Raw genomic sequence first — 22,484 nt, 5'->3', positions numbered from 1 at the left:
GTGTCGCCACCTAAGCTCGACCTATGCTCACGCTGCTGTTGTACGTGCTCATCGTCGGCTTGGTGGCCGCGTTGCTGTTCCTGGTGGCCAGTGCGGTGTTCGGGCGCGGGGAGGAATTGGGGCCGCTGCCGGAGGGGACAACGGTGACGGTGCTGCCCGCCGCGGGTATTCGCGGCTCGGATGTGCGCGCGTTGCGGTTCCAGCAGGTGTTCCGGGGGTACAAGGCGGGCGAGGTCGACTGGGCGCTGAGCCGATTGGCCGCCCGGATCGACGAGCTGGAAATGCAACTCGAGCGCAGCCGCAGCACCTACCCATCCGCCGCCGGAGAACCCGAAATCACACCGGCGCAACCGAATACGGGAACCACGCTCCCTCCCACGGACACGCCTCCGGCCGCCGGCAACGGCACGACCACCAACTTCAGCACCGGAACCTTCTTCGGCGGCGCCACCTTCGCCGGTCCCGGCGGCGCCACCTTCGCCGGTCCCGGCAGCGCGAATCCCAACGGCCTGGGCGGACCGGCTCCGGCCGGTCCGGGTACCCCGGCTGTCGGCGGTGCGACCGGTCAGATTCCTGCCGATAGCTCCGGCAGCGGCTTCACCCTCGGCGCGAGCTCCACCTCCAGCACCGGCTCTGCCCCCGGCGCAGGCTTCACACCCGGCGCGGGCTCTACCCCCGCCGCCGGCTTCACCCCCACCGCCGGCTTCACCCCCGGGGCGGGACCTACCCCTGGCGCGGGCTTGACCCCTGGCGCGCGCTTCACCTCTGGCGCGGGCTTCGCCCCCGGCGTCGGTTTCGGCAGCCTGCCCGCCGGGGCGGGAATGCCCACCGGCACCGCCCTCCCCGGAACCGGCTACCCGGTGAACGGATATGCACCGGCCATCGGTACCGCCCCGACCGTCGCGGGCCCTCACGCCACCACACCCAGCGGGTCCACTGTCGGTGAGCCGGGCAGCATCGGGCAGGCGTCCGGCACGGTCGGTGTCGCTTCACCGACCGACGCCGCCGCGCAAGCAGCGGCATCGGGCTCCGTCGAGCAGGGCACCACCCCGCAGGCTTCCGCCGGGCACGACGGGGTGGCGCCGACCGACCGGTCGACGACCGTCCGCCCCGAGTCGGAGACCACGAGCGAAGCGGGAGTGGCCGGAACCACCGGTTACATCGCTCCCCCCGGGCCGGACTCGACGACCGGATTCGCCCCGGCGACGGAGACACCCGCGACCGGCTGGGCGCCGCCGCCGTTACCGGGAGACCCCCCTTCGGCCGCCGGAGGGCCTCGATGAGCGTCGAGGCGGTGGTGGACGATGGGAAGGTGCGCTGCGGCTGGTCGCAGTCCTCGCAGCTCTACCGGGACTATCACGACACCGAGTGGGGCCGGCCGCTGCACGGCGACGACGCGCTGTTCGAGCGGATGTGTCTCGAGGCGTTCCAGTCCGGGCTGTCCTGGATCACGATCCTGCGCAAGCGGCCGGCGTTCCGGGCGGCCTTCGCCGGATTCGCCATCGACCGGGTGGCCGAATTCGGGGACGACGATGTGGAGCGGCTCCTGGCCGATCCAGGCATCGTGCGCAATCGCGCCAAAATCCTTGCGTGTGTCGCCAATGCCCGGGTTGCACGGGAGTTGAGCCCCGGGCTGGACGAGCTGCTCTGGTCGTTCGCGCCGCCCGCTCGCCCGCGCCCGCGCGAACTGTCCGACGTGCCCGCCGTCACACCCGAATCCGTCGCTCTCGCAAGAGAACTCAAGAAGCGCGGGTTCCGGTTCGTGGGTCCGACCACGGCGTACGCATTGATGCAGGCGACCGGAATGGTCGATGACCATCTGGCCGATTGCTGGGTCGATCTGCGGCGTTGATCACGCGCCACGCCGGTCGGTTTTCGAACTCAGGTACCCGGCCGGTTCGCTGATAAGGAAGAATAGGCGTGGTGCAGCCCAACCGGACATGCCTGTCGCGTCCGGCGGCTGCCTGTTGGTGACAACACATTAGTTCCGAGAAGTGCGCAGCAGACCGCGCGGATCTGGAGGGAGCAGAGGATGGCGGCCATGAAGCCCCGCACCGGGGACGGTCCCCTCGAGGCAACCAAGGAAGGGCGTGGAATCGTCATGCGGGTTCCACTCGAGGGTGGCGGGCGTTTGGTCGTCGAGCTCACGCCGGAGGAAGCGGCAGCTCTCGGTAAAGAGCTCACCGCGGTCACCAGCTAGCCGCTCGACCCAACGAAATACACCGGTGATGAAATTGCCGGCGCGAACCCGCGCGCGCAGATCCGGCCGGGTCACCGGCTGGATCTGCGCCCGTCGCGTCGGCCTCCTCGGCCGGGCGGCCGAGAATGCCCGGCGGATCACATGACCGGACCGAACCGCGGAACACGGCAGGCGGCACCCGGCACGACGCCGGGGCCGCCCACAGACCACGCCTCACCCTTGGCCGCGATCGCATCCGCGGTGGCCTGCCCGGAATGTCGTGCGGGCGTCGAGCTCCGGGATCGTCGCCTGATGTGCGAGGCGGGCCACAGCTTCGACATCGCCAAACAGGGTTACGTCAGCCTGCTGACCGGCGCCGCCACCAAGATGACCGGCGATACCGCCGACATGCTGGACGCCCGGGCGCGATTCCAGAGCGCGGGCCATTTCGACCAGATCACGCGCGCGACGGCCGACGTCGTCGCGGATGGCGCACCGACCGGCACGATCCTCGAAATCGGCGCCGGCACCGGTTACTACCTGGCCGCCGGGCTGGAGGCGGCGCCCGCGGCGCACGGCATCGCACTCGACGTCTCGAAACCGGCGGCGCGCCGGGCCGCTCGCGCCCATTCGCGTGCGGCGTCGATCCTCGCCGACGTCTGGCAGGGGCTGCCGATCCGCGACCGTGCGCTCGACCGGGTGCTGTGCGTCTTCGCCCCGCGCAATCCGGCCGAGGTCGCGCGGGTGCTGCGCCCCGGCGGCGCCTTCGTCGTCGTCACACCCACGCCACGCCACTTGGCCGAACTCATCGCCCCGCTGGACATGGTGGGCGTGCAGACGGACAAGGACGCGCGCCTGACCGACGCGCTGTCCGCGGATTTCCGGCCCGCCGGACGCGTCACGGTCGAATACGAGATGACCCTCGATCACGCCGCGATCGCGAATGTGGTCGGCATGGGTCCGTCGGCTCATCACGCCACCGCATCCCGCGACGACCTGATCGCCGGCCTCCCCGAAGCGATGCCGGTGACGGCCTCGGTCACCGTCGCGTCCTACCACCGCTGACCGGCGGCCACCCTGCTCACCGGAAGAAGGCCGCAACCCGCTCCCGGTCGGCATAGACGTAGATCTCCGCGATACGTCCGTTCGTCACCGTGAAAGCGAGCAGCACCCCGGGCTGCCCGTCGAACATGATCACCGCACCGACGGCGCCGTTCACCAGCACCGGCCGCACATCCGAGGACGGCCGGGCGAACAGCAGGGCACGGGTAGCGGTGTCGCGCGGGCCGTGAATTTCCCAGCCGCCTCCCGCACCGGCGTCGGCGCGCAGCACGATCTCCGGGGCCAGCTGCGCCACCAGAGCCTCGAAGTCGCCACGGCGGGCGGCGGCGAAGAACGCCTCCACCACCGCCCGCTGGTCGGCGAGTTCCCCGTCCGGTGTCGGCGCGGCCCGCAGTCGGCGACGAGCGCGACTGGCCAATTGGCGGGTGGCGGCCGGGGTCCGGTCCAACAGCGCGGCGATGTGATCGAACGGCACCGCGAAGCTGTCGTGCAGAACGAAGGCGATACGTTCGGCCGGCTCCAGCTGTGACAGCACCATCTGCATCGCCAGGCCCACCGAATCCGACAGCAGCGCTTGCTCTTCCGGCGCCGCCGGACCGTCGGCGGCGACGAACAGCGGATCCGGCAGCTGGGTGCCGCTCGGTTGTTCGGGCCGAGACCGTCGGGTGCGCAACAGATCCAGGCAGGTGTGCGCCACAGCCGTGGTGAGCCAGGCATCGAGGTTGCCGACCGCGCGGGGCGGGCTGCGATGCACGCGCAGCCAGGTCTCCTGGACGGCATCCTCGGCATCGGTCGCCGAGCCGAGCATGTGGTGCGCGAGCGCCCGTAATCGCGGCCGCTGATCGTGCAGCCGTTGCAGGGCCTGCTCGCGCTCGCTCACGCCGGTCACATCCTCGCCACGCGCTACGCCGTCTCAAGTGTGGCCGTATCAGTGCGACCACTCACCATCATCAGCCAGGAGGCAGCCATGCGCAGTCTTTCCCGCTCCGCGCCGGACGGTACGACCACGTCGGCCGGCATCATCGGACGCCTTGCCCGCCCACCCGTGCTCGCGATCGCCGACGGCCGCTACCGCACCGTCGGTTATCGGGTCGCCACCGCGGCCATTGTCGCCGAGGCCGGGGTGGGCGGCGTCTGGGATCTCGCCCGCATCCCGTTCGTGACCGATGTGGTCACCCAGCTCGGGTACCCACGCTATTTCCTGGTGTTGCTCGGCGTGTGGAAGATCCCGGCCGCGATCGTGCTGGCCGCTCCCCGGCTCCCGCTGTGCAAGGAATGGGCTTATGCCGGAACGTTTTTCGTCTACACCGGCGCGATCGCCTCACATCTGGTCACCGGTTACGCCCGCGCGGAGGTCGGGATTCTGAGCGTCATGACCGCGCTGACCGTCACGTCCTGGGCGCTACGGCCCGCCGACCGTTGCCTGCCCGGCCGTCAGCCCTTGCGGATGCGGTCGTAGAGGTCGGTGGTGCGGGCGGCGACCTGCGCCCAGCTGAATTCGGCCGTCGCGCGTGCCCGGCCGGCCGCCCCGAACCGCGCCGCGGTCTCCGCGTCCCCGGCGAGGTCGTTCACCAGGTCGGCGAGGTCTCGTTCGAAGCCGCGCGGCGCCTGCGGGTCGTAATGCGCCAGTCGTCCGGTCTGCCCGTCGAGAACCACCTCCGGAATCCCGCCGACGTCCGACGCGACCACCGCGGTACCGCAGGCCATCGCCTCCAGATTCACGATCCCGAGCGGCTCGTACACCGAAGGGCAGATGAAAACGCTTGCGGCGGAAAGGATCTGGCGAACCTGCTCGGTCGGCAACATATCGCGGACCCAGAACACGCCGCCGCGTGTCGCCGCGAGTTCGCGCACCGTCGCGGCCGCCTCGGCCTCCAGCTGCGGCGTATCCGGTGCGCCGGCACACAGCACCAGCTGAATCCCCGGGTCGATGTCGCGCGCCGCGGCGAGCAGGTGGGCGACCCCCTTCTGCCGGGTGATGCGGCCGACGAACGCCGCGATCGGCGCATCGTCGCGTACCCCCAGTTCGGCGAGGACATCGCGGGCCTCGGGCACCGGACCACCCGGGAACCAGGCCCGCGTGTCGATCCCGTTGTGCACGACGTGTACTCGCCCGGGGTCGACGGTCGGGTAGGCATCGAGCACATCGTGGCGCATGCCCTCGCTGACCGCGATCACCGCGTCGGCATTCTCCATCGCGGTGCGCTCCGACCACGACGACAACCGGTAACCGCCGCCCAGCTGTTCGGCCTTCCACGGCCGGCGCGGTTCCAGCGAATGCGCGGTGAGGACGTGCGGGATGCCGTACAGACTCGCGGCCAGATGTCCGCCGAGCCCGGTGTACCAGGTGTGGGAGTGAACCACGTCGACCGCGCCGACGGCATCGGCCATGCGCAACTGCGCCGACATCATCTGCAGGGCGGAATTGGCGGCGTAGAGCATCGGATCGGGCTGATGGACCACCGCATCACCGCGTTCGGCGCCCATGCAGTGCACCGTCACGTCGCACAGCCGGCGCAACTGCGGGACCAGTTCGGTCACGTGTACTCCGGCCCCGCCGTACACCTCGGGGGGATATTCGCGGGTCAACATCGCGACCCGGAGCCGGTCGGGGTCGGCAGGCGATATCGGCTCGCGGCCGCCATCCGCGAAACTCACCGGTCCAACCTAATCGGTACGCCCCCGCCCCACCACACCTGCCCGGCCACGCCGGAGTGAACCGGCATCGGACACGCCGTGGCCTGGGACGGTAGGTTGAATTCCGTGAGGAGCCAGCCGCACGTACTCGGAGTAGTGCTAGCCGGTGGTGAGGGCAAACGACTCTTTCCCCTCACCAAGGACCGCGCCAAGCCGGCGGTCCCGTTCGGGGGCGCGTACCGCCTGATCGACTTCGTCCTCTCCAACCTCGTCAACGCCGGTTATCTGCGCATCTGTGTGCTGACCCAGTACAAATCGCATTCCCTGGACCGGCACATCTCCCAGACCTGGCGGCTGTCCGGCTTCGGCGGCGAATACATCACTCCGGTCCCGGCCCAGCAGCGGCTGGGACCGCGCTGGTATACCGGCAGCGCCGACGCGATCATGCAGTCGCTGAATCTGATCTACGACGAGGACCCCGACTACATCGTGGTGTTCGGCGCCGACCACGTCTATCGCATGGATCCCGAACAGATGGTCGCCCATCACATCGATTCCGGTGCGGGGGTGACCGTGGCCGGAATCCGGGTGCCGCGCAGCGAGGCCAGCGCCTTCGGCTGTATCGATTCCGACGAATCGGGCCGCATCACGCAATTTCTGGAGAAACCGGTCCATCCGCCCGGCACACCCGACGATCCGAATATGACCTTCGCCTCGATGGGCAATTACGTCTTCACCACGAAGGTGCTCGTCGACGCGATCCGCGCCGATGCCGACGATGTCGATTCCGATCACGACATGGGTGGTGACATCATCCCGGCGCTGGTCTCCCAGGGGCAGGCCGGTGTCTACGATTTCGCGCGCAACGACGTTCCCGGTTCCACCGACCGCGACCGCGGCTACTGGCGCGACGTCGGGACGATCGACGCCTTCTACGCAGCCCATATGGATTTGGTGTCGGTGCACCCGATCTTCAATCTCTACAACAAGCACTGGCCCATTCGAGGCACGGCCGAGAATCTGGCACCGGCGAAATTCGCGCAGGGCGGGCTCGCCCAGGAGTGCATCGTGGGCGCGGGCAGCATCCTGTCCGCGGCGACGGTCCGCAATTCGGTGCTGAGCTCGAATGTGTTCATCGAGGACGGGGCGACCGTGGAGGGCAGTGTGCTGATGCCCGGAGTGCGGATCGGCCGCGGCGCGGTGGTGCGGCGCGCGATCCTGGACAAGAACGTGATGGTCGGCGAGGGCGAGATCATCGGCGTCGATCTGGACCGCGACCGCGAGCGGTTCGCGGTGAGCAACGGCGGCGTGGTCACCGTCGGCAAGGGCGTCTGGGTCTGAGCCCCCGATGTCGGGGTGAGCAACCGGCTCAGCGGCCCGGCATCGGATACTGCGGCGGCGGGGCCGGTTCGGTGACGCCCGGACTTTCCGGGGTGTAGCAGAACGGCGCACAGGTACCGTGCGGCACTCTCGGATATCTCGACGGATCGTCGAACTTGTCGTCACTGACCAGCAGCATCACCAGCAGTGCCACGAAGACCGCCGCGCCGAGGCTGACGAGAGCCAGGACCAGCCACCCGCGAGGCGCGACCTCGATCAGGATTCCGCGCTCGTACACTCCCCGCCTCCCGGTACCGCCGAATTACCCACTGTGCCAATGGTATCGGCAGTCCGGTGGTCCCGGCCACGGAAAGTGCCGCCCGGCGCTCCGGGAGAGGAGCGACCGGGCGGCGAAATGCCTTGCGGATCAGCGCAGATCGCGTCGGCGCCAGCCCGCGAGTCCGACCGCGGTGATCACCGCCGCGAGCACCAGCAGCACGATCACCGGCATCGCGCGGAAGTCCTCCGCCGGCAGCTTCGGCAGATGACCGTAGGGGTTGAGGTCCAGAACCCATTGCGGCATACCGGAGATCGAGCCGAGCAGATAGATCGCCACCCCCGCGGTGAACACACCCCACGCCACCGGGGTCCAGCGCGGCAGCAATCCGAACAGCAGCACGGTGATCGCGGTGAACACCCACACCGCGGGAATCTGGATCATCGCCGCTTCCAGCGCCTGCGGGAACTTGCCGCCCATATCCGACGCGGCGATCCCGTAGGACAGGCCGCCGATCACGCCGGAGGCGAACAGCGCCACCACCGGACCGCCGAAGGCGAAGATCAGATGGCTTGCGGCCCAGCGAATTCGGCCGACGGCGCCGGTGAGGACGGTTTCGGCGCGATCGTCGCTCTCCTCCGCGTACATCCGCAGCGCGGCCGAGATCGAGAAGGCCGCCGCGCCCAGGCCGACCATCGAGAAGGCGGTGTTCAGGAAGGCCTGTTCCACCCCCTGCGAACCGCCGAGCCGGGCGATGATGTCGCGGACGGTCTGGCTGGAGCCGATCTCGTCGCCGATGCCGTGAACCACGCTGCCGATGATCAGGCCGTAGAGCGCGAGCCCGACCGTCCACGCCGCCAGGGTGCCGCGCTGCAACCGCCAGGCCAGCCCGAACGGCCCGCTCAGCAGGGCCGATCCGGCGGTCGGACCGGGCCGGTCGGCGATCAGTCCGGCCCCCATGTCGCGCCGCCGCAGCAGCGTGTAGGCGACCGCGACCAGCACGACGGTGGTCACCGCATGCAGCAGCAGCACCCACCAGCGATCGCCGGCGAAGGGGCGGACCTGCAGCGACCAGCCCTGCGGCGACAGCCAGGTCAGGATGTCGGTCGGACCGTCTCCGGCCCGCGCGTCACCAATGGCGCGCAGGGTGAAGGTCACCGCGAGCACCGCCAGCGCGATGCCGCGGGCCAGCCGGGCACTCGCACTCAGCTGCGCGGCGACCGCGGCGACGGCCGCGAAGACGATGCCCGAGGCCGCCAGCGCCGCGCCGAAGGCCAGCGAGCCGTCGAACGGCACTCCCGCCGAGGCGATGCTCAGCGTCGCGACGATTCCGACCGCCACGCAGGCGGCACAGGTCAGCAGCAGGGTCGCGGTCAGGGCGGCGAAGCGGCCCACCCGGGTCGAGGCGAGCAGCTCCTCGCGTCCCGTCTCCTCCTCGGCGCGGGTGTGCCGGATAACGGTGAGGATGGTGGCGATGCCGATCAGGGTGTAGAACGCCCCTGCCTTCCACACGCCGGCCGCACCGATGCTGGTGTTGTAGATCGGGCCGTACAGCGCCAGCTGCGCCGGGCTGGACAGGATGGTGTGCGCGAAATTCTGCAGATCGGCCGGCGACGAGTACAGATTCTTCACGCTGGAGACGTAGACGCTGCCCAGCGGCGCCGAGAGCAGCAGCACCCACAGCGGCAATACGATGCGGTCCCGCCGCAGATACAGGCGCAGCAGCTGCCCGGTGCCGGTGAAATCCGAGGACCGAGTGGAGCGTTCGGCGAATCCGCCGTGCGGGCGGTCGAGGGTCGCGGTGGTCATTTCGTCGCCTCGCTCAATGCCTGCTCGTCCCGCGACGCGGAGGTGTGCGCGGGTCGCCGGGCATCGGCCGGCGCGTCGCCGTCGAGCGAATAGTGGCGCAGGAACAGCTCTTCCAGCGTCGGCGGCTGACTCACGAGGCTGCGCACTCCGGCGTCGCCGAGAACCCGGATCAGTTCGCCGAGATGTTCGCTGTCGACCTGGCAGTGCAGCGTGTGGTCCTCGATCGTGACGTCCTCGACGCCCGCGATGGCGCCGATATCGCCCGGGTCGCCGATGAGTTCGGCCTTGATCGATGTGCGGCTGAGATGACGCATCTCGGCCAGGGTGCCGCTCTCGACGGTCTTACCGGCGCGGATGATCGTGACCCGATCGCACAGCGCCTCCACCTCGGAGAGGATGTGGCTCGACAGCAGCACGGTAGCGCCGCGCTCGGCCGCCTCTCGCGCGCATTCGCGAAAGACCTGTTCCATCAACGGATCCAGGCCCGAGGTCGGTTCGTCGAGCAACAGCAGTCGCGCGTTCGAGGAGAACGCGGAGACGAGTGCCACCTTCTGCCGGTTGCCTTTGGAGTACGCGCGCGCCTTCTTGCGCGGATCGAGTTCGAAACGCTCGATCATCTCGGCGCGGCGCGCGGTATCGATGCCGCCGCGCATCCGCGCCAGCAGATCGATCGTCTCCCCGCCCGACAGCGACGGCCACAGCGTGACATCGCCCGGAACGTAGGCGATATCGCGATGCAACTCGACCGCATCGGTCCACGGATCGCGCTCGAGCACCCGGGCCTGCCCCGAGGTGCGCGCCAGGATGCCGAGCAGAATGCGGATGGTGGTCGACTTGCCGGCCCCGTTGGGCCCGAGGAAGCCGTGCACCTCTCCCTCGGCGACCTCGAGGTCGAGGCCGTCCAGGGCGCGTACCGATCCGAAATGCTTGTGCAGCTTCCGGACCTCGATTGCCGATGACATCGAATCTCCTTGTGAGATAAGGGTTCACATTTCGGCGAGCAACGAGTCGAGCACCGAGGAATCGGCGAACAGGCCGTGGGTGTTGGCCTCGACCGCCGGCAGCATCATCTGATCGGCGTACTCGCGCAACGCTTTTCGAAAGTCGAGCTTTCCTTCGTGGCGGGCGGCGTAGAGCTGCAGGAAGAAGAAGAATCCGCCGCCGTTCTGCACCGCCAGATAGTTCGCCGTCGCCGATACGTCCCTGGGCCGGCGCAGCGTGCCGGCCTCGATACCGACCTCGAGATAGGACTCCACGTCCGCGCGCATCTGATCGAACAGCGAGGTCATCAGCGTTCCGCCGGCCTGGAAGCTGCGCATCAGATACGCGGTGTAGGGCGCGAACTCCTCGATTTCGGCGAGGGCCTTCAGGGTCGAATTCGGCGAGGGCTGCTGGACGTATTCCGTCTTCGCGGCCCGGATGACGGCACGTACGTGCTCGTCACACGCCTCGCGCAGGCCGTCCTTGGAACCGAAGTGGTGATTGACGAGGCCGGGCGAAACCCCCGCCGCCTTGGCGATGGCCCGCACCCCGACCCCGAATCCCTCTTCGCCGAAGACGACGATCGCCGCGTCCCGGATCCGGGCGGGCGTGCTCAGATCCGAGGCGGATCCTTCCGGTACGGCTGCTCCCTTAAACACATGTTCAATATACTAAACACTCGTTCAATCCGCACGCAAGACTCGGCCCGTGACAAATTTCGAAAGCCGAACGCGCAGGTAGACAGCTTTCAGCGAGCTATTTCCGGAACCGGCTCGATCGAACCGCCGGACCACGGGGAGCGGCGACTAGCCGCGCGAGGCGCAGAGCAGCCCGTCTCCGACCGGGATCAGCACGCTGGTCAGGGCGGGGTCCTCGGCCACGGCCCGGGTCGCCGCCCGCACCGCCTGGGTCGCGGCGTCGCGCTGCGCCGGATCGGGCACCCGCCCGCCCAGCAGCGCGTTGTACATCAGCACCGCCCCGCCCTCACGCAGCAAACGTACGGCCTGCTCGACGTATTGCGGATGCTCGAGCGGGGCCGCGTCGATGAACACCAGGTCGTAGGCGCCGTCGGCGAGCCGGGGCAGCACGTCCAGAGCGCGGCCGTTGATCAGCCGGGTGCGCGCGGGCGCGACATCGGCCGCGCGGAAGGCGTCCTTGGCCGCACGCTGATGCTCCGGCTCGGAGTCGATCGTGGTCAGCGTCCCGTCCTCGCGCATGCCGTCGAGCAGCCACAGGCCGCTGATTCCGGCGCCGGTGCCGACCTCGACCACCGCTCGGGCGCCGAGCAGCTGGGCGTACATGCTGAGCAGCGCTCCCACCGACGGCGGCACCGGCGCGGCGCCCAGTTCGGTGGCCCGCTCCCGCGCGGCGATGAGGATCTCGTCCTCGACCACGGATTCCTCCACGTAGGCGAGGTTGCGCTGCAGGGCCGATGCCGCTGGGATGTGGCTCACGAATATGAGGCTAACGGCGTGGCTGTCCGGGGGCGCGACGACGGCCGGTGTTTTTCTCAGGTGTCCCTCAGCCTCCCCATACCACCGGCACATCGGGAACCGCCAGAGTATTGACCAAGCAAGGGCCGGCCGACCGCCGGACGGCGCCCGGGAACACCGGACTCGGGTCCGGGGTTGTACCCGGTACGCGACGACCACCAGTCGTCGTGCGCCTTCCACGGTCCCGAGTAGGAGGTCACCCCATCCACAAGGTCGATGCGGCGCGCGAGTACGCCACCCTGCCCGAGTCGAGTCTGCCGATCGGCGTCTCGGCCGATTACGAGCTGCCCGCTGCCGCTCGTAGCGATGTCCGTACCGAAGTCGAAGTTCGTCCGGAAGCCGAAGTCGGTCCCGAAGCCCGGGCCGTCGTCGCGAACGGCGCCGACTTCGACGATACCGAATCCGTCGCGGGCGAGGCCGCGGACGACGACGCGCTCAGCGGTACCGCCGCCTTCGACGCCACCGGCGACCGCACCATGATGCCGACCTGGGACGAACTGGTCCGCGAGCACGCCGACCGGGTGTACCGGCTGGCCTACCGCCTGACCGGTGACCCGCAGGATGCCGAGGATCTGACCCAGGAGACGTTCATCCGGGTCTTCCGCTCGCTGCAGAACTACCAGCCCGGCACGTTCGAGGGCTGGCTGCACCGGATCACCACGAATCTGTTCCTCGACATGGTCCGCCGGCGCAACCGCATCCGGATGGAGGCGCTGCCCGAGGACTACGACCGGGTGCCGTCCGAAGGTCCCGGGCCCGAGCAGGTCTATCACGATGCCCGGCTGGATCCGGACCTGCAGCGGGCGCTCGACGCGCTGGCGCCGGAATTCCGCGCGGCCGTCGTGCTGTGCGATATCGAAGGTCTGTCCTACGAGGAGATCGGCGCTACCCTCGGTGTGAAGTTGGGTACCGTGCGCAGCCGGATCCACCGCGGCCGTCAGGCACTGCGGGAATACCTTGCGCATAATGGTTCTCAGCAGCGGTTCGCCGCTGAGGAGAAAGTCGGGTAAAACAGCGGTGCAGCGCCGCGGCCGTGCCCGGCGAAGCTGTAGTCCGTCGGAAGGGTGTGCATCCGTATGACCGGCGAGGGTCGTTTCGCCCCCACCGAACACCTGGCCAATGAGGCCGTCGTCGCATATGTCGACGGCGAGCTGAGAATGAACGCCTATCTGCGCGCGGCCGAACATCTGTCCCGCTGCCCCGAATGCGCCGCCGAGGTCGAGGCGCAGCAGCAGGCCCGGGTGGCATTGCGCCGGGCGGCACAAATGCAGATTTCCGCGCCGACCGACCTGCAGGACACGCTGAGCAGAATTCCGCTGGCCGACCTGACCGGACGTAGCACCGAAGATATGTCGCGCGGCGCGAGTTTCCTCGGCCTGCGGGCGGATTCGTTCCGTTTCGCTTCCTCCTCGAATCGAGAAATGGGATTCGAGAGCAGGCGGTGGACGGGATGGTGGCGCAAGTAGAGTTTGCGAACGTGACCACCGAATCGACGCCGTCCGCTTCATCGGATTCGGCGGCCAGGGGGAACCTGAGGCCGTCGGACGCGCCCGTGCTGGGGCCGCGCCCGGTGTACCGCCCGGATATCGATAAACACACCGCCCGCGCTTTCCGCCGCCCCGAGGGGCAGGCCGGATCCTTCGCATCGCACACCCAGGCCGCGTCCGCGCCGCGCCACGACAGTCCCGAATTGGTCAATCGCCCGCCGGACGCGGTGCTGGCCGAGGCCTTCGGCCGGCCCGCGGGTTCGGACGAGCGCCTGCAGCGAGATCCGGACGCCGCAACCGACACGCCCGATAGCGGCGCACCGGTCGATCCCTGGCGCGATCCCGCCGCCGCGGCCCGCCTCGGTGATCCCGCCATCCACACCCCCGCCCCGCAGCCGCTGCCGCCGGGTACCAAACTCGGCGCCCGCGAGGTGCTGTTCGGCGGCAGGGTTGCGCCCAAGGCATTGGCCGTCCTGGGTGTGGTCGCCCTGATCATCGGCGTGCTCGGCGGCCTGGTGGGCCGGTTCACGGCCGAGAACACCGGGGCGCTGACCTCGCGCAAGATCGCGCTGCAGCAGGAGAGCAACACCGACAAACCGCACAGTCAGGTCGCCAAGGTGGCCGACGCGGTACTGCCCTCGGTCGTCTCGATCCGCGAGACCGTCGGCGACAACGGCGCCCTCGGTTCGGGCGTGGTCATCGACGGCAACGGCTATATCGTCACGAACAATCACGTCATCTCGATGGCGGCACAGGACAAAAGCGGGCGGGCCAAGATCCAGGCCACCTTCTCCGACGGCACCAGGGCACCGGCCCAGCTGGTCGGCCGCGACCCGAAGACCGACCTCGCGGTCCTGAAGGTCGACGTCAAGAACCTCACCGTGGCCCGGCTCGGGAAGTCGAGCGATGTGCAGGTCGGTGACGACGTGCTGGCCATCGGCTCGCCGCTGGGCCTGAGCAAGACCGTCACCTCCGGCATCGTCAGCGCGTTGCATCGCGCGATCCAGGAGAGCCCGGAGGCCGGCGACGACACCGCCGGCGCCTTCGACGCCGTGCAGACCGATGCCGCGATCAACCACGGCAACTCCGGCGGCGCCCTGGTCGACGGCGAGGGCCGGCTGATCGGGATCAACACCGCCATCCGCAGCGAGAGCGGCGGATCGGTCGGCCTCGGCTTCGCGATTCCGGTGGATCTGGTGCAGCGGGTGTCGCAGACGCTGATCCGCGACGGTGTGATGTACCACCCGTGGCTCGGCGTGAGCGCGAAGACCAAGCAGGTCGAGAACGACGTCATGAGCGGCGCCGCGGTGGCCGATGTGGTCGGCAACAGCCCGGCCGCCAAGGCGGGCATCGCCGAGGGCGACGTGATCGTCAAGGTGGGTGATCGGCAGGTCACCGAACCGGCCGAACTCACCGTCGCCGTCCAGTCCCACCAGATCGGCGAGACGGTGAATTTCCAACTGATCCGCGACGGCCGTCAGGTCGATGTGCCGGTGACGCTGGAATCCGATAAGAACGCCCCGCAAGCACCCCAGTAGCCTGGTCTTATGTTCAATATCGGCTGGCCCGAGATGGTGATCCTGGTGGTCGCCGCGCTGGTGATTCTCGGCCCGGAACGGCTGCCGGGGGCGATTCGCTGGACCGCGCAGAGTCTGCGTCAGGTCCGCGACTACGCCTCCGGCGCCACCAGCCAGCTGCGCAACGATCTGGGACCCGAGCTCGACGAACTGCGCAAACCACTCGAAGAGCTCAACGAGCTGCGCAAACCACTCGAAGGTCTGCGCGGTATGACGCCGCGGTCGATGGTCACCAAGCACCTCTTCGACGGTGACGATTCGCTGTTCACCGGCACCTTCGGGGCAGCCGATCCGGGCAACGGCTCGTCCGGCGATTCCGGCACCTCACAGACCGGCTCGCCGAATTCTGTGACCGCACCCAGCTATTCGGTGCCAGAGCCGCCGAAACCGCTCGACCGCAACGAAAAACCGCCGATCGATTTCGACGCCACCTGACCGAAAAGCACTGATAGCACCCATTACGGACCGTCCGGTCCGGCCCAAATGCCCGGTGCGCTCGATGGATTCGGCCCCCGCGGCGGATTCGTCAACCGGACTAGACACATCCGGCTGTCGAGCTATCTAGACTTCGCACATGTCAGCCGACGAGGTGGCACGGGTGTTCGCGATCGAAGACAAGGTCGAACGCCTCAAGGCTGCCACCGAAGGGGTCGCGGCGGCCCAGCAGACCATCAACGAGCTCACCCGCATCCGCCGAGCGGTGATCAGGGAGTTGCACGCCGAGGGCTGGACCTTCGCCAGGATCGGTGCGGCAGCAGGACTTTCACGCGCCCGGATTCACCAGGTCAGCACCCAGGGCCCGGTGCCGGAGGGCCTGTTCTTCGGGCACGGACCACTCACCGTGCTCACCCCGGACCTGCGCGCGGTCACACGCGCCACGCCGCTGATCGGCGCGCCGGATGCCGCCGCCCCGCACCGGCTGGCAGAACTGTTGCGACAGCTGGGATTCACCGTCACGGTCGAACGATTCCTCCCCGGACGTCCCCTGAATCTCGACCGCGAGGGCCTGATCGTGCTCGGCGGGCCCGAATTGTCGCCCAGTCTGCGCTATCTGGTGTCGGCCGATCCGCGGCTGCGCCGGACCCTGGCTCGGGCCGGGCGGGTCCGCCGCGCGATCGAGGACCGGGCCGCCCGCCGGATCTACCGGCCGGGCGGCACCGAGCCCTACGACATCGCCTATCTGGCGCGCCTGCCCCGCCCCGACGGCCACGGAACCATTCTCGTCATCGACGGACTACATCCGCCCGGATCGCTGGGCGCGATACGGCTTCTCGGAACACGGCTGGCGACTCTGCACGAACGCGCCGACACCCGCGCCTTCTCGACGGTGGTCGGCGTCCGCTACGACCGCCACACCGGCGAACCGATCGAAGTGGATCTGTTGACCCCGATCTACCGTCACGAACGCTGAGTTCTCGGCCTCCGCTTCGCTCCGGCGGGGTTTCGGCCCGTAGCGAATTCAGGCGGCAACCTCTTCGGGGCGCAGGGTGTTCATCGGCGGCCGATCCGCGAGATGCACATCGGTGGTCAATGCCGTGAATTCCTCACCGATCAGCGGAAATTGCGTCAATGCCGCACCCGAATCTCGAATTCCGCTGCGTCCCAGCACGGTTCCGAGAATCTGCCGGCTCATGACACCCAGATCCGACAGCGGCCGATTGCGATGCGTGCGCACGCCCAGATTCACCTGGCCGATCGCCGAGAGGCCCAGCATGTCGAAAGTGTCCAGCAGCAGACCGATCTCCACACCGTATCCCGGGGCGAACGGCACCGCGGTCAACAGCTCGCGCGTTCCCGCGTACTCACCGCCCAAGGGCTGCAACACCTTCGACAGATCCGGACGCAACGCCGCCAGCAGTGGCCGCGCCACCAGTTCGGTCACCCGGCCACCACCGTGCTGCTCCACCGCCGCGCCTTGGCGCAGCGGCCGCCGGTAGTAGGCCTTCACCAGATGGATACCGTCCACGGTCAGCAGCGGACCCAGCAGTTTCGGCACGAACATCGGATCGGGATCGATCAGATCCGAATCGACGAACGCCACCAGGTCGCCGGAGGTCGCGGCCAGCGAGCGCCACAGCACCTCGCCCTTGCCGGGCACCGGCTCCAGTTCGGGCACGGCCTGCTCGCGGGTCACCACCTGCGCCCCGGCCGCCCGGGCCCGCTCCGCCGTCGCGTCCACGGAACCGGAATCCAGCACCACCAATTCGTCGACCAGCGTGCCGAGCAGCGGCCGGATACTGGCCACCACATCGGCGACCGTGCGCTCCTCGTTCAATGCGGGCAGCACCACCGACACGGTGCGCCCATCCTTCGCGTCGACCAATTCGTCGATCGCCCACTGTGGTCGGTCCCACGTATTCGTGGCAGTCCACTCGAACGTCATACCAGACCTCGCAAGGTTCGTGCGGGGGGCCGGATGCCCTGAATCGCCGCGATCATGTCCACTACTCGCCGGGTTGCGGCGACCTCGTGAACTCGGAAGACCCGGGCGCCGGCCGCGGCCGCCCACGCGGTTGCCGCCAATGTCCCCTCCAATCGCTCGGAAAGTCCGACACCAAGAGTCTCTCCGATGAAATCCTTATTACTCAGCGCCATCAAGACCGGCCATCCGGTATTTACAAGAATGTCCACGGCCCGCAACAGTTCGAGCCCGTGATACGTGTTTTTCCCGAAATCGTGGGTCGGATCGATGAGAATCGCATCCGCCGCGACCCCTGCCGCGCGCGCCGCGTCGGCGGCCCGCACCAATGTGTCGGTGACCTCGGACACCACGTCGGCGTACCGGACCCGATGCGGGCGGGTGCGCGGCCGAGCGCCGCCGGTGTGGCTGCACACGATCCCCACGCCCAGTTCGGCGGCCACGCCCGCGAGCTGCGGATCCGCCCCGGCCCAGGTGTCGTTGATCAGATCCGCCCCCTCGGCCACCGCCGCCCGCGCCACCTCACTGCGCCAGGTGTCCACACTGATCAACAGGTCCGGATAGCGGGCGCGGATGGCCGCCACGAACGGCACCACGCGCCGCGCCTCCTCCGCGGCGTCGACCTCGTCGCCCGGCCCGGCCTTCACCCCGCCGATATCGACCAGATCCGCCCCCTCGGACACGGCGCGCGCCACCGCGGCCATCGCGGCGTCGTCGGAGAAGGTGGCGCCCCGGTCGTAGAAGGAATCGGGGGTTCGGTTGACGATCGCCATCACCAGCGCCCGATCCGTCGCCACCGGCTTACCGCACAGGGTGGACAGCGGTGACGCAGAACTCATGGAGGTGAGTCTAATTGCCGGGCCGTCGGCGCCCTCGGACACGACCTAGCCTCGGGGTGCGGTACCGGCCGCCACCTCGTCGGGATAGCTCGGGTAGAACGGCACATATCCCTGGTCACGGCCCTTCAGCGCATAGACCTCGGTCGAATCGTCCGGGGTGAATCCCTGCTTGCGCAGGTCCACCTTGCGGCTCTTGAAGGTCGACGTGGTCTCCAGTTCGGGCACCACGCGGACGAACAGCGGCACCGCATATCCGGGCAGGCGGTCGTAGAGCTGAGCGGCCAGGCCGGAGCCGTCGAAGGCGGCGCCGGCGGCGAGGGTCACCGCGGCCATCCCCGCCTTGCCGTCGGCTCCGGGCACGTCCACGCCGTACACCACCGCCTCGGTGATACCGGGCGCGCCGTCGAAGGCGCCCTCGACTTCGGTGGTCGCGACGTTCTCGCCCTTCCAGCGGAAGGTGTCGCCGAGGCGGTCGACGAAGGCGATGTGGCGCCAATGCTGGTCGCGCACAAGATCTCCGGTGTCGAACCAGCAGTCGCCCTCGTCGAATGCGTTGCGCACCAACTTAGATTCGGTCGCCGACTTGTCGGTGTAGCCGTCGAACGGGGAACGGTCGGTGACCTTCGCCAGCAGCAGGCCCACACCGCCGGAGGCAACCTTGCGCAGTCGCCCGTCGGGGTATCGCCGCGCCTTGCCGGTCTCCTCGTCGAATTCCACCACGGCGTAGGGCAGCGGCCCGAATCCGGCGGTGCGGTCCACGCCGAAGGCGTTGATGAAGGCGATATTTCCCTCACTCGCGCCGTAGAACTCCACCACCCGGCCGATGCGGAAGCGCCGCCGGAATTCGTCCCACAACTCCGGGCGCAGGCCGTTGCCGACGGCCAGCCGCACCGAATGTTCGTGTTCGCGAGACGATTCCGGCTGGTTGAGCAGATAGCGGCAGAGCTCGCCGATGTAGATGAAGGCCGTCGACCTGGTCGCGATGACCTCGCTCCAGAAGTTCGACACCGAGAATTTGCGTCCCAGCGCCAACGTCGCGCGCGAGCCGAGCACCGCGCCGAGCGCGACGGTCAGCGCGTTGTTGTGATACAGCGGCAGGCAGCAGTACATGGTGTCGCCACCACGCAGGCGGATGCCCAGACCGCCCAGCCCGGCCATACTCTTCGTCCAGCGCAGGTGGGTCATCACGCTGGCCTTCGGCAAGCCTGTCGTACCGGAGGTGAAGATCAGGAACGCGCGCTCCCGGGCACGGATATCGGCGCACACCTCCGGGTCGGCCGGATCGGCGTCGCGGGCCAGTTCCCGCAGTTCCTCGGAATAGAGCAGATTCGGCGGCGGCTCGGGCAGCGAGCGCACCGCGTCCTCGCATTCCTCGCCGATCACGTTGACCGTGCTGTCGAGCAGGCCGAAGCTGTGGGCGAGCACCTGTTCGCGCTGATTGTGATTGAGCAGTCCGACGGTCGCGCCCAGCTTCACCGTCGCCAGTACCACGAACAGCGTCTCGGGGCGGTTGGTCATCAGCACGCCCACCACATCACCGCGGCGCACACCGCGCTGCGCCAGCACCTGTGCGAAGCAGTTCACCTCGGTATTGGCCTCGCCGTAGGTGTATTCGCGACCCTCGAAGCGCAGGAACGGCCGATTGGGATACCGCCGTGCCGCCTTCTGGAAGTACAGCCCGACCGAGGATTTGTCGTCGGCGCGCACGAGCATGCCGGTGGCGCCGCGCAGCATGCCCGGCGTTTCCACCGCCATCGCGGGCAGCCTGCGCACCAGATCCCAGAGACTGATCGTGTTGCGGGCCTCGGTGCTCACATTCTCCTCCAACGGGTTCCGGTCGAGCGGTGTCGAATCGCTCAGGCAGTGCCGATGCGCGGCGCGGTCAGGGCTCGGAATGCGGATGCCACATCCGCGGTCACGGTAATCCGATCCAATGCGGGCCGTCCGATGAATCCGGCCGCGCTCAGTTCGTCCAGCCACGCGAACAGCCCGCGGTAGTGGCCGTTCGGATCCAGCACCACCAGCGGCTTGCCGTGCAGTCCCAGATATCCGCCGGTCCACGCCTCGAAGAATTCCTCCAGCGTGCCGATTCCACCCGGCAGGGTCAGGAAGGCGTCGGCGCGATCCTCCATGATCTGTTTGCGTTCGCGCATGGTGTCGGTGACGATCAGCTCGTCGCTGTCCACATCGGCGACTTCCTGATGCACCAGACGTTTCGGGATCACGCCCGTGGTGCGAGCGCCCCCGGCGCGCGCGGCTACCGCCACCGCACCCATCATCGACACATGCCCGCCGCCGGAGACCAATTGCCAACCGCGCCGGGCGATTTCACTGCCCACCTCGGCGGCCAGCCGCAGCGCGTCCGGATCCGTGGCGCTGGCCGAACAGTAGACACACACCGCGAACGGCTGCCCGTTCACCACTTGTCCTCCGTCCCCGTGGACTCCTCGCCGCGGCGCGCGGCGGCCTGCAGCACGATGTCGATCAGCTCCTCCACACTGTCGGTCACGTGCAGCAGTCCCAGATCACCGGGCGAGATCTTGCCCGAGCCGGCCGGCGAATCCCGCAGCCAGTCGACCAGCCCCGCCCAGTACCGACTGCCGAACAGGATGACCGGGAAGCGGGTGATCTTGTTGGTCTGGACCAGTGTGAGCGCCTCGAACAGCTCGTCCAGGGTGCCGAAGCCGCCGGGCAGGCAGATGAACGCCTGGGAATACTTGACGAACATCGTCTTGCGGGCGAAGAAGTAGCGGAAGTTGATACCGAGGTCGACCCATTCGTTGAGGCCCTGTTCCATCGGCAGTTCGATGCCCAGGCCCACGGAGTATCCGCCCGCCTCGCAGGCGCCGCGATTGGCCGCCTCCATCACGCCGGGGCCGCCGCCGGTGATCACCGCGAAACCGGCCTCGGCCAGCGCGCCGCCGATGGCCCGCGCCGCCTCGTATTCGGGTGTATCCACCTGCGTCCGCGCCGAACCGAAAACCGATACGGCCCTGGGTATTTCGGCGAGGGCGCCGAAGCCCTCCACGAATTCGCTCTGGATCCGGAGCACCCGCCAGGGGTCGGTGTGCACCCAGTCGGTGGGTCCGCGGCCGTCGAGCAGATGCTGATCGGTGGTTCCGGTGCCCTGTTTGCGGGCCCGGCGCAACATGATCGGGCCCCTGAACTTCGGAGTGGACTTCGGTGATCTGGTCGGTGCGGGCTCGGACGCGGTGGACATGGGACCGAACCTACCGGTTCAGCCCTTGTGACCGGTCAGGTAGTTGCGCAGGATCTCGGTGACGACGGTGATCTGGCGGGTAGGTACGCGCTCGTCCACCTTGTGCGCCAGATTGGGGTCGCCGGGCCCGAAATTGACCGCCGGAATGCCGCGAGCGGCGAATCGCGACACATCGGTCCAGCCGTATTTCGCGCGCACCCCGCCACCGCCGTGGGAATGGACGCGTTCCACCAGGTTCTTCGCGGCCGGAGCCGACAGACCCGGCAGCGCGCCGGGCGCACCGTCGGTCCGCTCGAAGCTCACATCCAATCCGTCGAACACCTCGCGCACATGCTCGGTCGCCTCGTCGAGGGTGCGATCGGGCGCGAACCGGAAGTTCACCAGCACCTCGGCCTCGTCGGGCACCACATTGCCGGCCACACCGCCCTCCACCTTCACCGCGGACAACCCCTCGCGGTACACGCAACCGTCGATGTCCACCTCGCGCGGCACGTAGTCGCGCAGCCGCTGCAGGACGGGCGCCAGCTTGTGAATGGCGTTGTCGCCCAGCCACGCTCGCGCGGTATGGGCGCGGGTGCCGCCGAGGCCGAGGCGGACGCGCAGGGTGCCCTGGCAGCCGGCCTCGATCCACGCGCCCGACGGTTCGCCGAGGATGGCCAGATCGCCGTCCAGCCATTCCGGCAGCTCGCGTTCGATGCGGCCGAGACCGTTGTATTCGGCGGCGATCTCCTCGCAGTCGTAGAAGATCAGGGTCAGATCGCAGACCGGGTCGGCGACGGTCGCGGCCAGGTGCAGGAAGACCGCGTCACCGGATTTCATGTCGACGCTGCCGCAGCCGAACAGCACTTCCTCACCGTCGATCGTCTCGAACCGGCCCGGCACGTTGTCGGCGATCGGCACGGTATCCAGGTGACCGGCCATGATCACCCGGTGCGGCAGCCCGCGATTCGTGCGAGCCAGCACGGTGTTGCCGTGCCGCAGCACCTCAAAGCCCTCGGTCTGCTCACGCAGGGCCCAGGCGACGGTGTCGGTGATCGCCGCCTCGTCGCGGGAGACGCTCGGGATGTCGACGAGGGTCGCGGTGATCGAGATCGGGTCGGCGCGCAGATCGATGGTCACCGGACCAGCCTAATTGTTCGCACGTCTCACGACCGGGCCGAGCGGCTCCGGCCCTGGCGGCACAG

The 22,484-nt window shown here is 68.7% G+C and carries 23 protein-coding genes and 1 pseudogene; 11 read left to right on the top strand and 13 right to left on the bottom strand.

Annotated elements, in window-relative coordinates:
* Positions 1–23: 23 nt before the first annotated feature.
* The 4 genes and pseudogenes from ACPCUW_RS04470 to ACPCUW_RS04455 form a co-directional block, all read left to right on the top strand.
* Positions 24–297 (top strand): annotated as a pseudogene (locus ACPCUW_RS04470) (DivIVA domain-containing protein); the annotation flags it as partial.
* 982 nt (positions 298–1,279) lie between these two features.
* Complete coding sequence (locus ACPCUW_RS04465; RefSeq protein WP_030514905.1) at positions 1,280–1,852, top strand: DNA-3-methyladenine glycosylase I; 573 nt, start codon at positions 1,280–1,282, stop codon at positions 1,850–1,852.
* Between the two features lie 180 nt (positions 1,853–2,032).
* On the top strand, positions 2,033–2,200 hold the full coding sequence (locus tag ACPCUW_RS04460; RefSeq protein WP_064902036.1) for a DUF3117 domain-containing protein: 168 nt from the start codon (positions 2,033–2,035) through the stop codon (positions 2,198–2,200).
* 228 nt (positions 2,201–2,428) lie between these two features.
* Positions 2,429–3,244 carry a putative RNA methyltransferase gene (locus ACPCUW_RS04455; RefSeq protein ID WP_423423793.1) on the top strand — a complete coding sequence of 272 codons (816 nt, stop codon included), beginning with the start codon at positions 2,429–2,431 and terminating at the stop codon, positions 3,242–3,244.
* Between the two features lie 16 nt (positions 3,245–3,260).
* Here the strand turns inward: ACPCUW_RS04455 and ACPCUW_RS04450 are convergent, their stop codons facing one another.
* Positions 3,261–4,121: a sigma-70 family RNA polymerase sigma factor gene (locus ACPCUW_RS04450; protein WP_305779152.1), complete on the bottom strand. Its 861-nt coding sequence runs from the start codon at positions 4,119–4,121 to the stop codon at positions 3,261–3,263.
* 87 nt (positions 4,122–4,208) lie between these two features.
* On the opposite strand from ACPCUW_RS04450, the gene ACPCUW_RS04445 reads away from it, so the two are divergent.
* A complete protein-coding gene (locus tag ACPCUW_RS04445; RefSeq protein WP_423423737.1) occupies positions 4,209–4,700 on the top strand; it encodes a DoxX family protein in 492 nt (163 codons plus the stop codon).
* On the opposite strand, the gene glgA is transcribed toward ACPCUW_RS04445, so the two are convergent.
* Positions 4,676–5,833 carry a glycogen synthase gene (gene glgA / locus ACPCUW_RS04440; RefSeq protein ID WP_423423792.1) on the bottom strand — a complete coding sequence of 386 codons (1,158 nt, stop codon included), beginning with the start codon at positions 5,831–5,833 and terminating at the stop codon, positions 4,676–4,678. The two genes, ACPCUW_RS04445 and glgA, sit on opposite strands and share 25 nt — an antisense overlap.
* A gap of 171 nt (positions 5,834–6,004) precedes the next feature.
* Here glgA and glgC point away from each other — a divergent pair, with 171 nt between their 5' ends.
* Positions 6,005–7,219 (top strand): glucose-1-phosphate adenylyltransferase, encoded by a 1,215-nt coding sequence (gene glgC, locus ACPCUW_RS04435; RefSeq protein ID WP_030514900.1) that lies wholly within the window; start codon positions 6,005–6,007, stop codon positions 7,217–7,219.
* A 28-nt stretch (positions 7,220–7,247) separates the two neighbouring features.
* On the opposite strand, the gene ACPCUW_RS04430 is transcribed toward glgC, so the two are convergent.
* The 5 genes from ACPCUW_RS04430 to ACPCUW_RS04410 form a co-directional block, all read right to left on the bottom strand.
* Positions 7,248–7,496, bottom strand: coding sequence for a hypothetical protein (locus tag ACPCUW_RS04430; protein ID WP_030514899.1), 249 nt, complete (start codon positions 7,494–7,496; stop codon positions 7,248–7,250).
* Between the two features lie 129 nt (positions 7,497–7,625).
* Positions 7,626–9,284, bottom strand: a complete 1,659-nt coding sequence (locus tag ACPCUW_RS04425) for an ABC transporter permease (protein WP_195073485.1) — start codon at positions 9,282–9,284, stop codon at positions 7,626–7,628.
* The gene (locus tag ACPCUW_RS04420) at positions 9,281–10,246 is read right to left on the bottom strand and encodes an ATP-binding cassette domain-containing protein (RefSeq protein WP_423423736.1); all 966 of its coding nucleotides are present in this window, start codon (positions 10,244–10,246) and stop codon (positions 9,281–9,283) included. The genes ACPCUW_RS04425 and ACPCUW_RS04420 overlap by 4 nt, the downstream gene beginning before the upstream one ends.
* A gap of 24 nt (positions 10,247–10,270) precedes the next feature.
* A complete protein-coding gene (locus ACPCUW_RS04415; protein ID WP_030514896.1) occupies positions 10,271–10,924 on the bottom strand; it encodes a TetR/AcrR family transcriptional regulator in 654 nt (217 codons plus the stop codon).
* A gap of 147 nt (positions 10,925–11,071) precedes the next feature.
* Positions 11,072–11,710 carry an O-methyltransferase gene (locus tag ACPCUW_RS04410; RefSeq protein WP_104364296.1) on the bottom strand — a complete coding sequence of 213 codons (639 nt, stop codon included), beginning with the start codon at positions 11,708–11,710 and terminating at the stop codon, positions 11,072–11,074.
* Between the two features lie 215 nt (positions 11,711–11,925).
* Between ACPCUW_RS04410 and sigE the strand changes: the two genes are divergently transcribed.
* The 5 genes from sigE (at position 11,926) to ACPCUW_RS04385 (ending at position 16,233) form a co-directional block, all read left to right on the top strand.
* Positions 11,926–12,768: an RNA polymerase sigma factor SigE gene (gene sigE / locus ACPCUW_RS04405; RefSeq protein WP_063012350.1), complete on the top strand. Its 843-nt coding sequence runs from the start codon at positions 11,926–11,928 to the stop codon at positions 12,766–12,768.
* Positions 12,769–12,834: 66 nt separating this feature from the next.
* The gene (locus ACPCUW_RS04400; RefSeq protein WP_030514893.1) at positions 12,835–13,224 is read left to right on the top strand and encodes a hypothetical protein; all 390 of its coding nucleotides are present in this window, start codon (positions 12,835–12,837) and stop codon (positions 13,222–13,224) included.
* Positions 13,209–14,783, top strand: coding sequence for a S1C family serine protease (locus ACPCUW_RS04395; protein WP_218401501.1), 1,575 nt, complete (start codon positions 13,209–13,211; stop codon positions 14,781–14,783). The genes ACPCUW_RS04400 and ACPCUW_RS04395 overlap by 16 nt, the downstream gene beginning before the upstream one ends.
* Positions 14,784–14,792: 9 nt before the next feature.
* Positions 14,793–15,257, top strand: coding sequence for a Sec-independent protein translocase protein TatB (gene tatB, locus ACPCUW_RS04390; RefSeq protein WP_423423735.1), 465 nt, complete (start codon positions 14,793–14,795; stop codon positions 15,255–15,257).
* A gap of 139 nt (positions 15,258–15,396) precedes the next feature.
* Positions 15,397–16,233 carry a hypothetical protein gene (locus ACPCUW_RS04385; RefSeq protein ID WP_030514890.1) on the top strand — a complete coding sequence of 279 codons (837 nt, stop codon included), beginning with the start codon at positions 15,397–15,399 and terminating at the stop codon, positions 16,231–16,233.
* Between the two features lie 48 nt (positions 16,234–16,281).
* Here ACPCUW_RS04385 and ACPCUW_RS04380 read toward each other — a convergent pair whose 3' ends face one another.
* From ACPCUW_RS04380 to dapE, 6 genes are read right to left on the bottom strand one after another with little or no spacing between them, the layout of a single operon-like run.
* Positions 16,282–17,205 (bottom strand): glucosyl-3-phosphoglycerate synthase, encoded by a 924-nt coding sequence (locus ACPCUW_RS04380; protein WP_423423734.1) that lies wholly within the window; start codon positions 17,203–17,205, stop codon positions 16,282–16,284.
* Complete coding sequence (folP, locus tag ACPCUW_RS04375; protein ID WP_423423733.1) at positions 17,202–18,080, bottom strand: dihydropteroate synthase; 879 nt, start codon at positions 18,078–18,080, stop codon at positions 17,202–17,204. Before folP ends, ACPCUW_RS04380 begins: the two co-directional genes overlap by 4 nt.
* 45 nt (positions 18,081–18,125) lie before the next feature.
* Complete coding sequence (locus ACPCUW_RS04370; protein WP_423423732.1) at positions 18,126–19,895, bottom strand: long-chain-acyl-CoA synthetase; 1,770 nt, start codon at positions 19,893–19,895, stop codon at positions 18,126–18,128.
* A gap of 41 nt (positions 19,896–19,936) precedes the next feature.
* Entirely contained in the window at positions 19,937–20,500 is a 564-nt protein-coding gene (locus ACPCUW_RS04365) for a TIGR00730 family Rossman fold protein (RefSeq protein ID WP_104364295.1), read from the bottom strand.
* Entirely contained in the window at positions 20,497–21,300 is an 804-nt protein-coding gene (locus ACPCUW_RS04360) for a TIGR00730 family Rossman fold protein (RefSeq protein ID WP_104392679.1), read from the bottom strand. Before ACPCUW_RS04360 ends, ACPCUW_RS04365 begins: the two co-directional genes overlap by 4 nt.
* Before the next feature lie 18 nt (positions 21,301–21,318).
* A complete protein-coding gene (gene dapE / locus ACPCUW_RS04355) occupies positions 21,319–22,419 on the bottom strand; it encodes a succinyl-diaminopimelate desuccinylase (RefSeq protein ID WP_063012362.1) in 1,101 nt (366 codons plus the stop codon).
* Between the last annotated feature and the right edge of the window lie 65 nt (positions 22,420–22,484).

It is taken from the genome of Nocardia sp. AB354, assembly GCF_049538315.1.
GTDB lineage: Bacteria > Actinomycetota > Actinomycetes > Mycobacteriales > Mycobacteriaceae > Nocardia > Nocardia nova.
Note: the sequence above shows the minus strand (reverse complement) of the source record. Positions and strands in the feature narration are given on the sequence as shown.

Coding starts and splice junctions, on each gene's coding strand:
- ACPCUW_RS04460 (WP_064902036.1), top strand. CDS start 2,033: ATGGCGGCCATGAAGCCCCGCACCGGGGACGGTCCCCTCGAGGCAACC.
- ACPCUW_RS04420 (WP_423423736.1), bottom strand. CDS start 10,246: ATGTCATCGGCAATCGAGGTCCGGAAGCTGCACAAGCATTTCGGATCG.
- ACPCUW_RS04385 (WP_030514890.1), top strand. CDS start 15,397: ATGTCAGCCGACGAGGTGGCACGGGTGTTCGCGATCGAAGACAAGGTC.
- folP (WP_423423733.1), bottom strand. CDS start 18,080: ATGAGTTCTGCGTCACCGCTGTCCACCCTGTGCGGTAAGCCGGTGGCG.
- ACPCUW_RS04445 (WP_423423737.1), top strand. CDS start 4,209: ATGCGCAGTCTTTCCCGCTCCGCGCCGGACGGTACGACCACGTCGGCC.
- glgA (WP_423423792.1), bottom strand. CDS start 5,833: ATGTTGACCCGCGAATATCCCCCCGAGGTGTACGGCGGGGCCGGAGTA.
- ACPCUW_RS04360 (WP_104392679.1), bottom strand. CDS start 21,300: ATGTCCACCGCGTCCGAGCCCGCACCGACCAGATCACCGAAGTCCACT.
- ACPCUW_RS04395 (WP_218401501.1), top strand. CDS start 13,209: ATGGTGGCGCAAGTAGAGTTTGCGAACGTGACCACCGAATCGACGCCG.
- ACPCUW_RS04380 (WP_423423734.1), bottom strand. CDS start 17,205: ATGACGTTCGAGTGGACTGCCACGAATACGTGGGACCGACCACAGTGG.
- ACPCUW_RS04465 (WP_030514905.1), top strand. CDS start 1,280: ATGAGCGTCGAGGCGGTGGTGGACGATGGGAAGGTGCGCTGCGGCTGG.
- ACPCUW_RS04425 (WP_195073485.1), bottom strand. CDS start 9,284: ATGACCACCGCGACCCTCGACCGCCCGCACGGCGGATTCGCCGAACGC.
- tatB (WP_423423735.1), top strand. CDS start 14,793: ATGTTCAATATCGGCTGGCCCGAGATGGTGATCCTGGTGGTCGCCGCG.
- ACPCUW_RS04400 (WP_030514893.1), top strand. CDS start 12,835: ATGACCGGCGAGGGTCGTTTCGCCCCCACCGAACACCTGGCCAATGAG.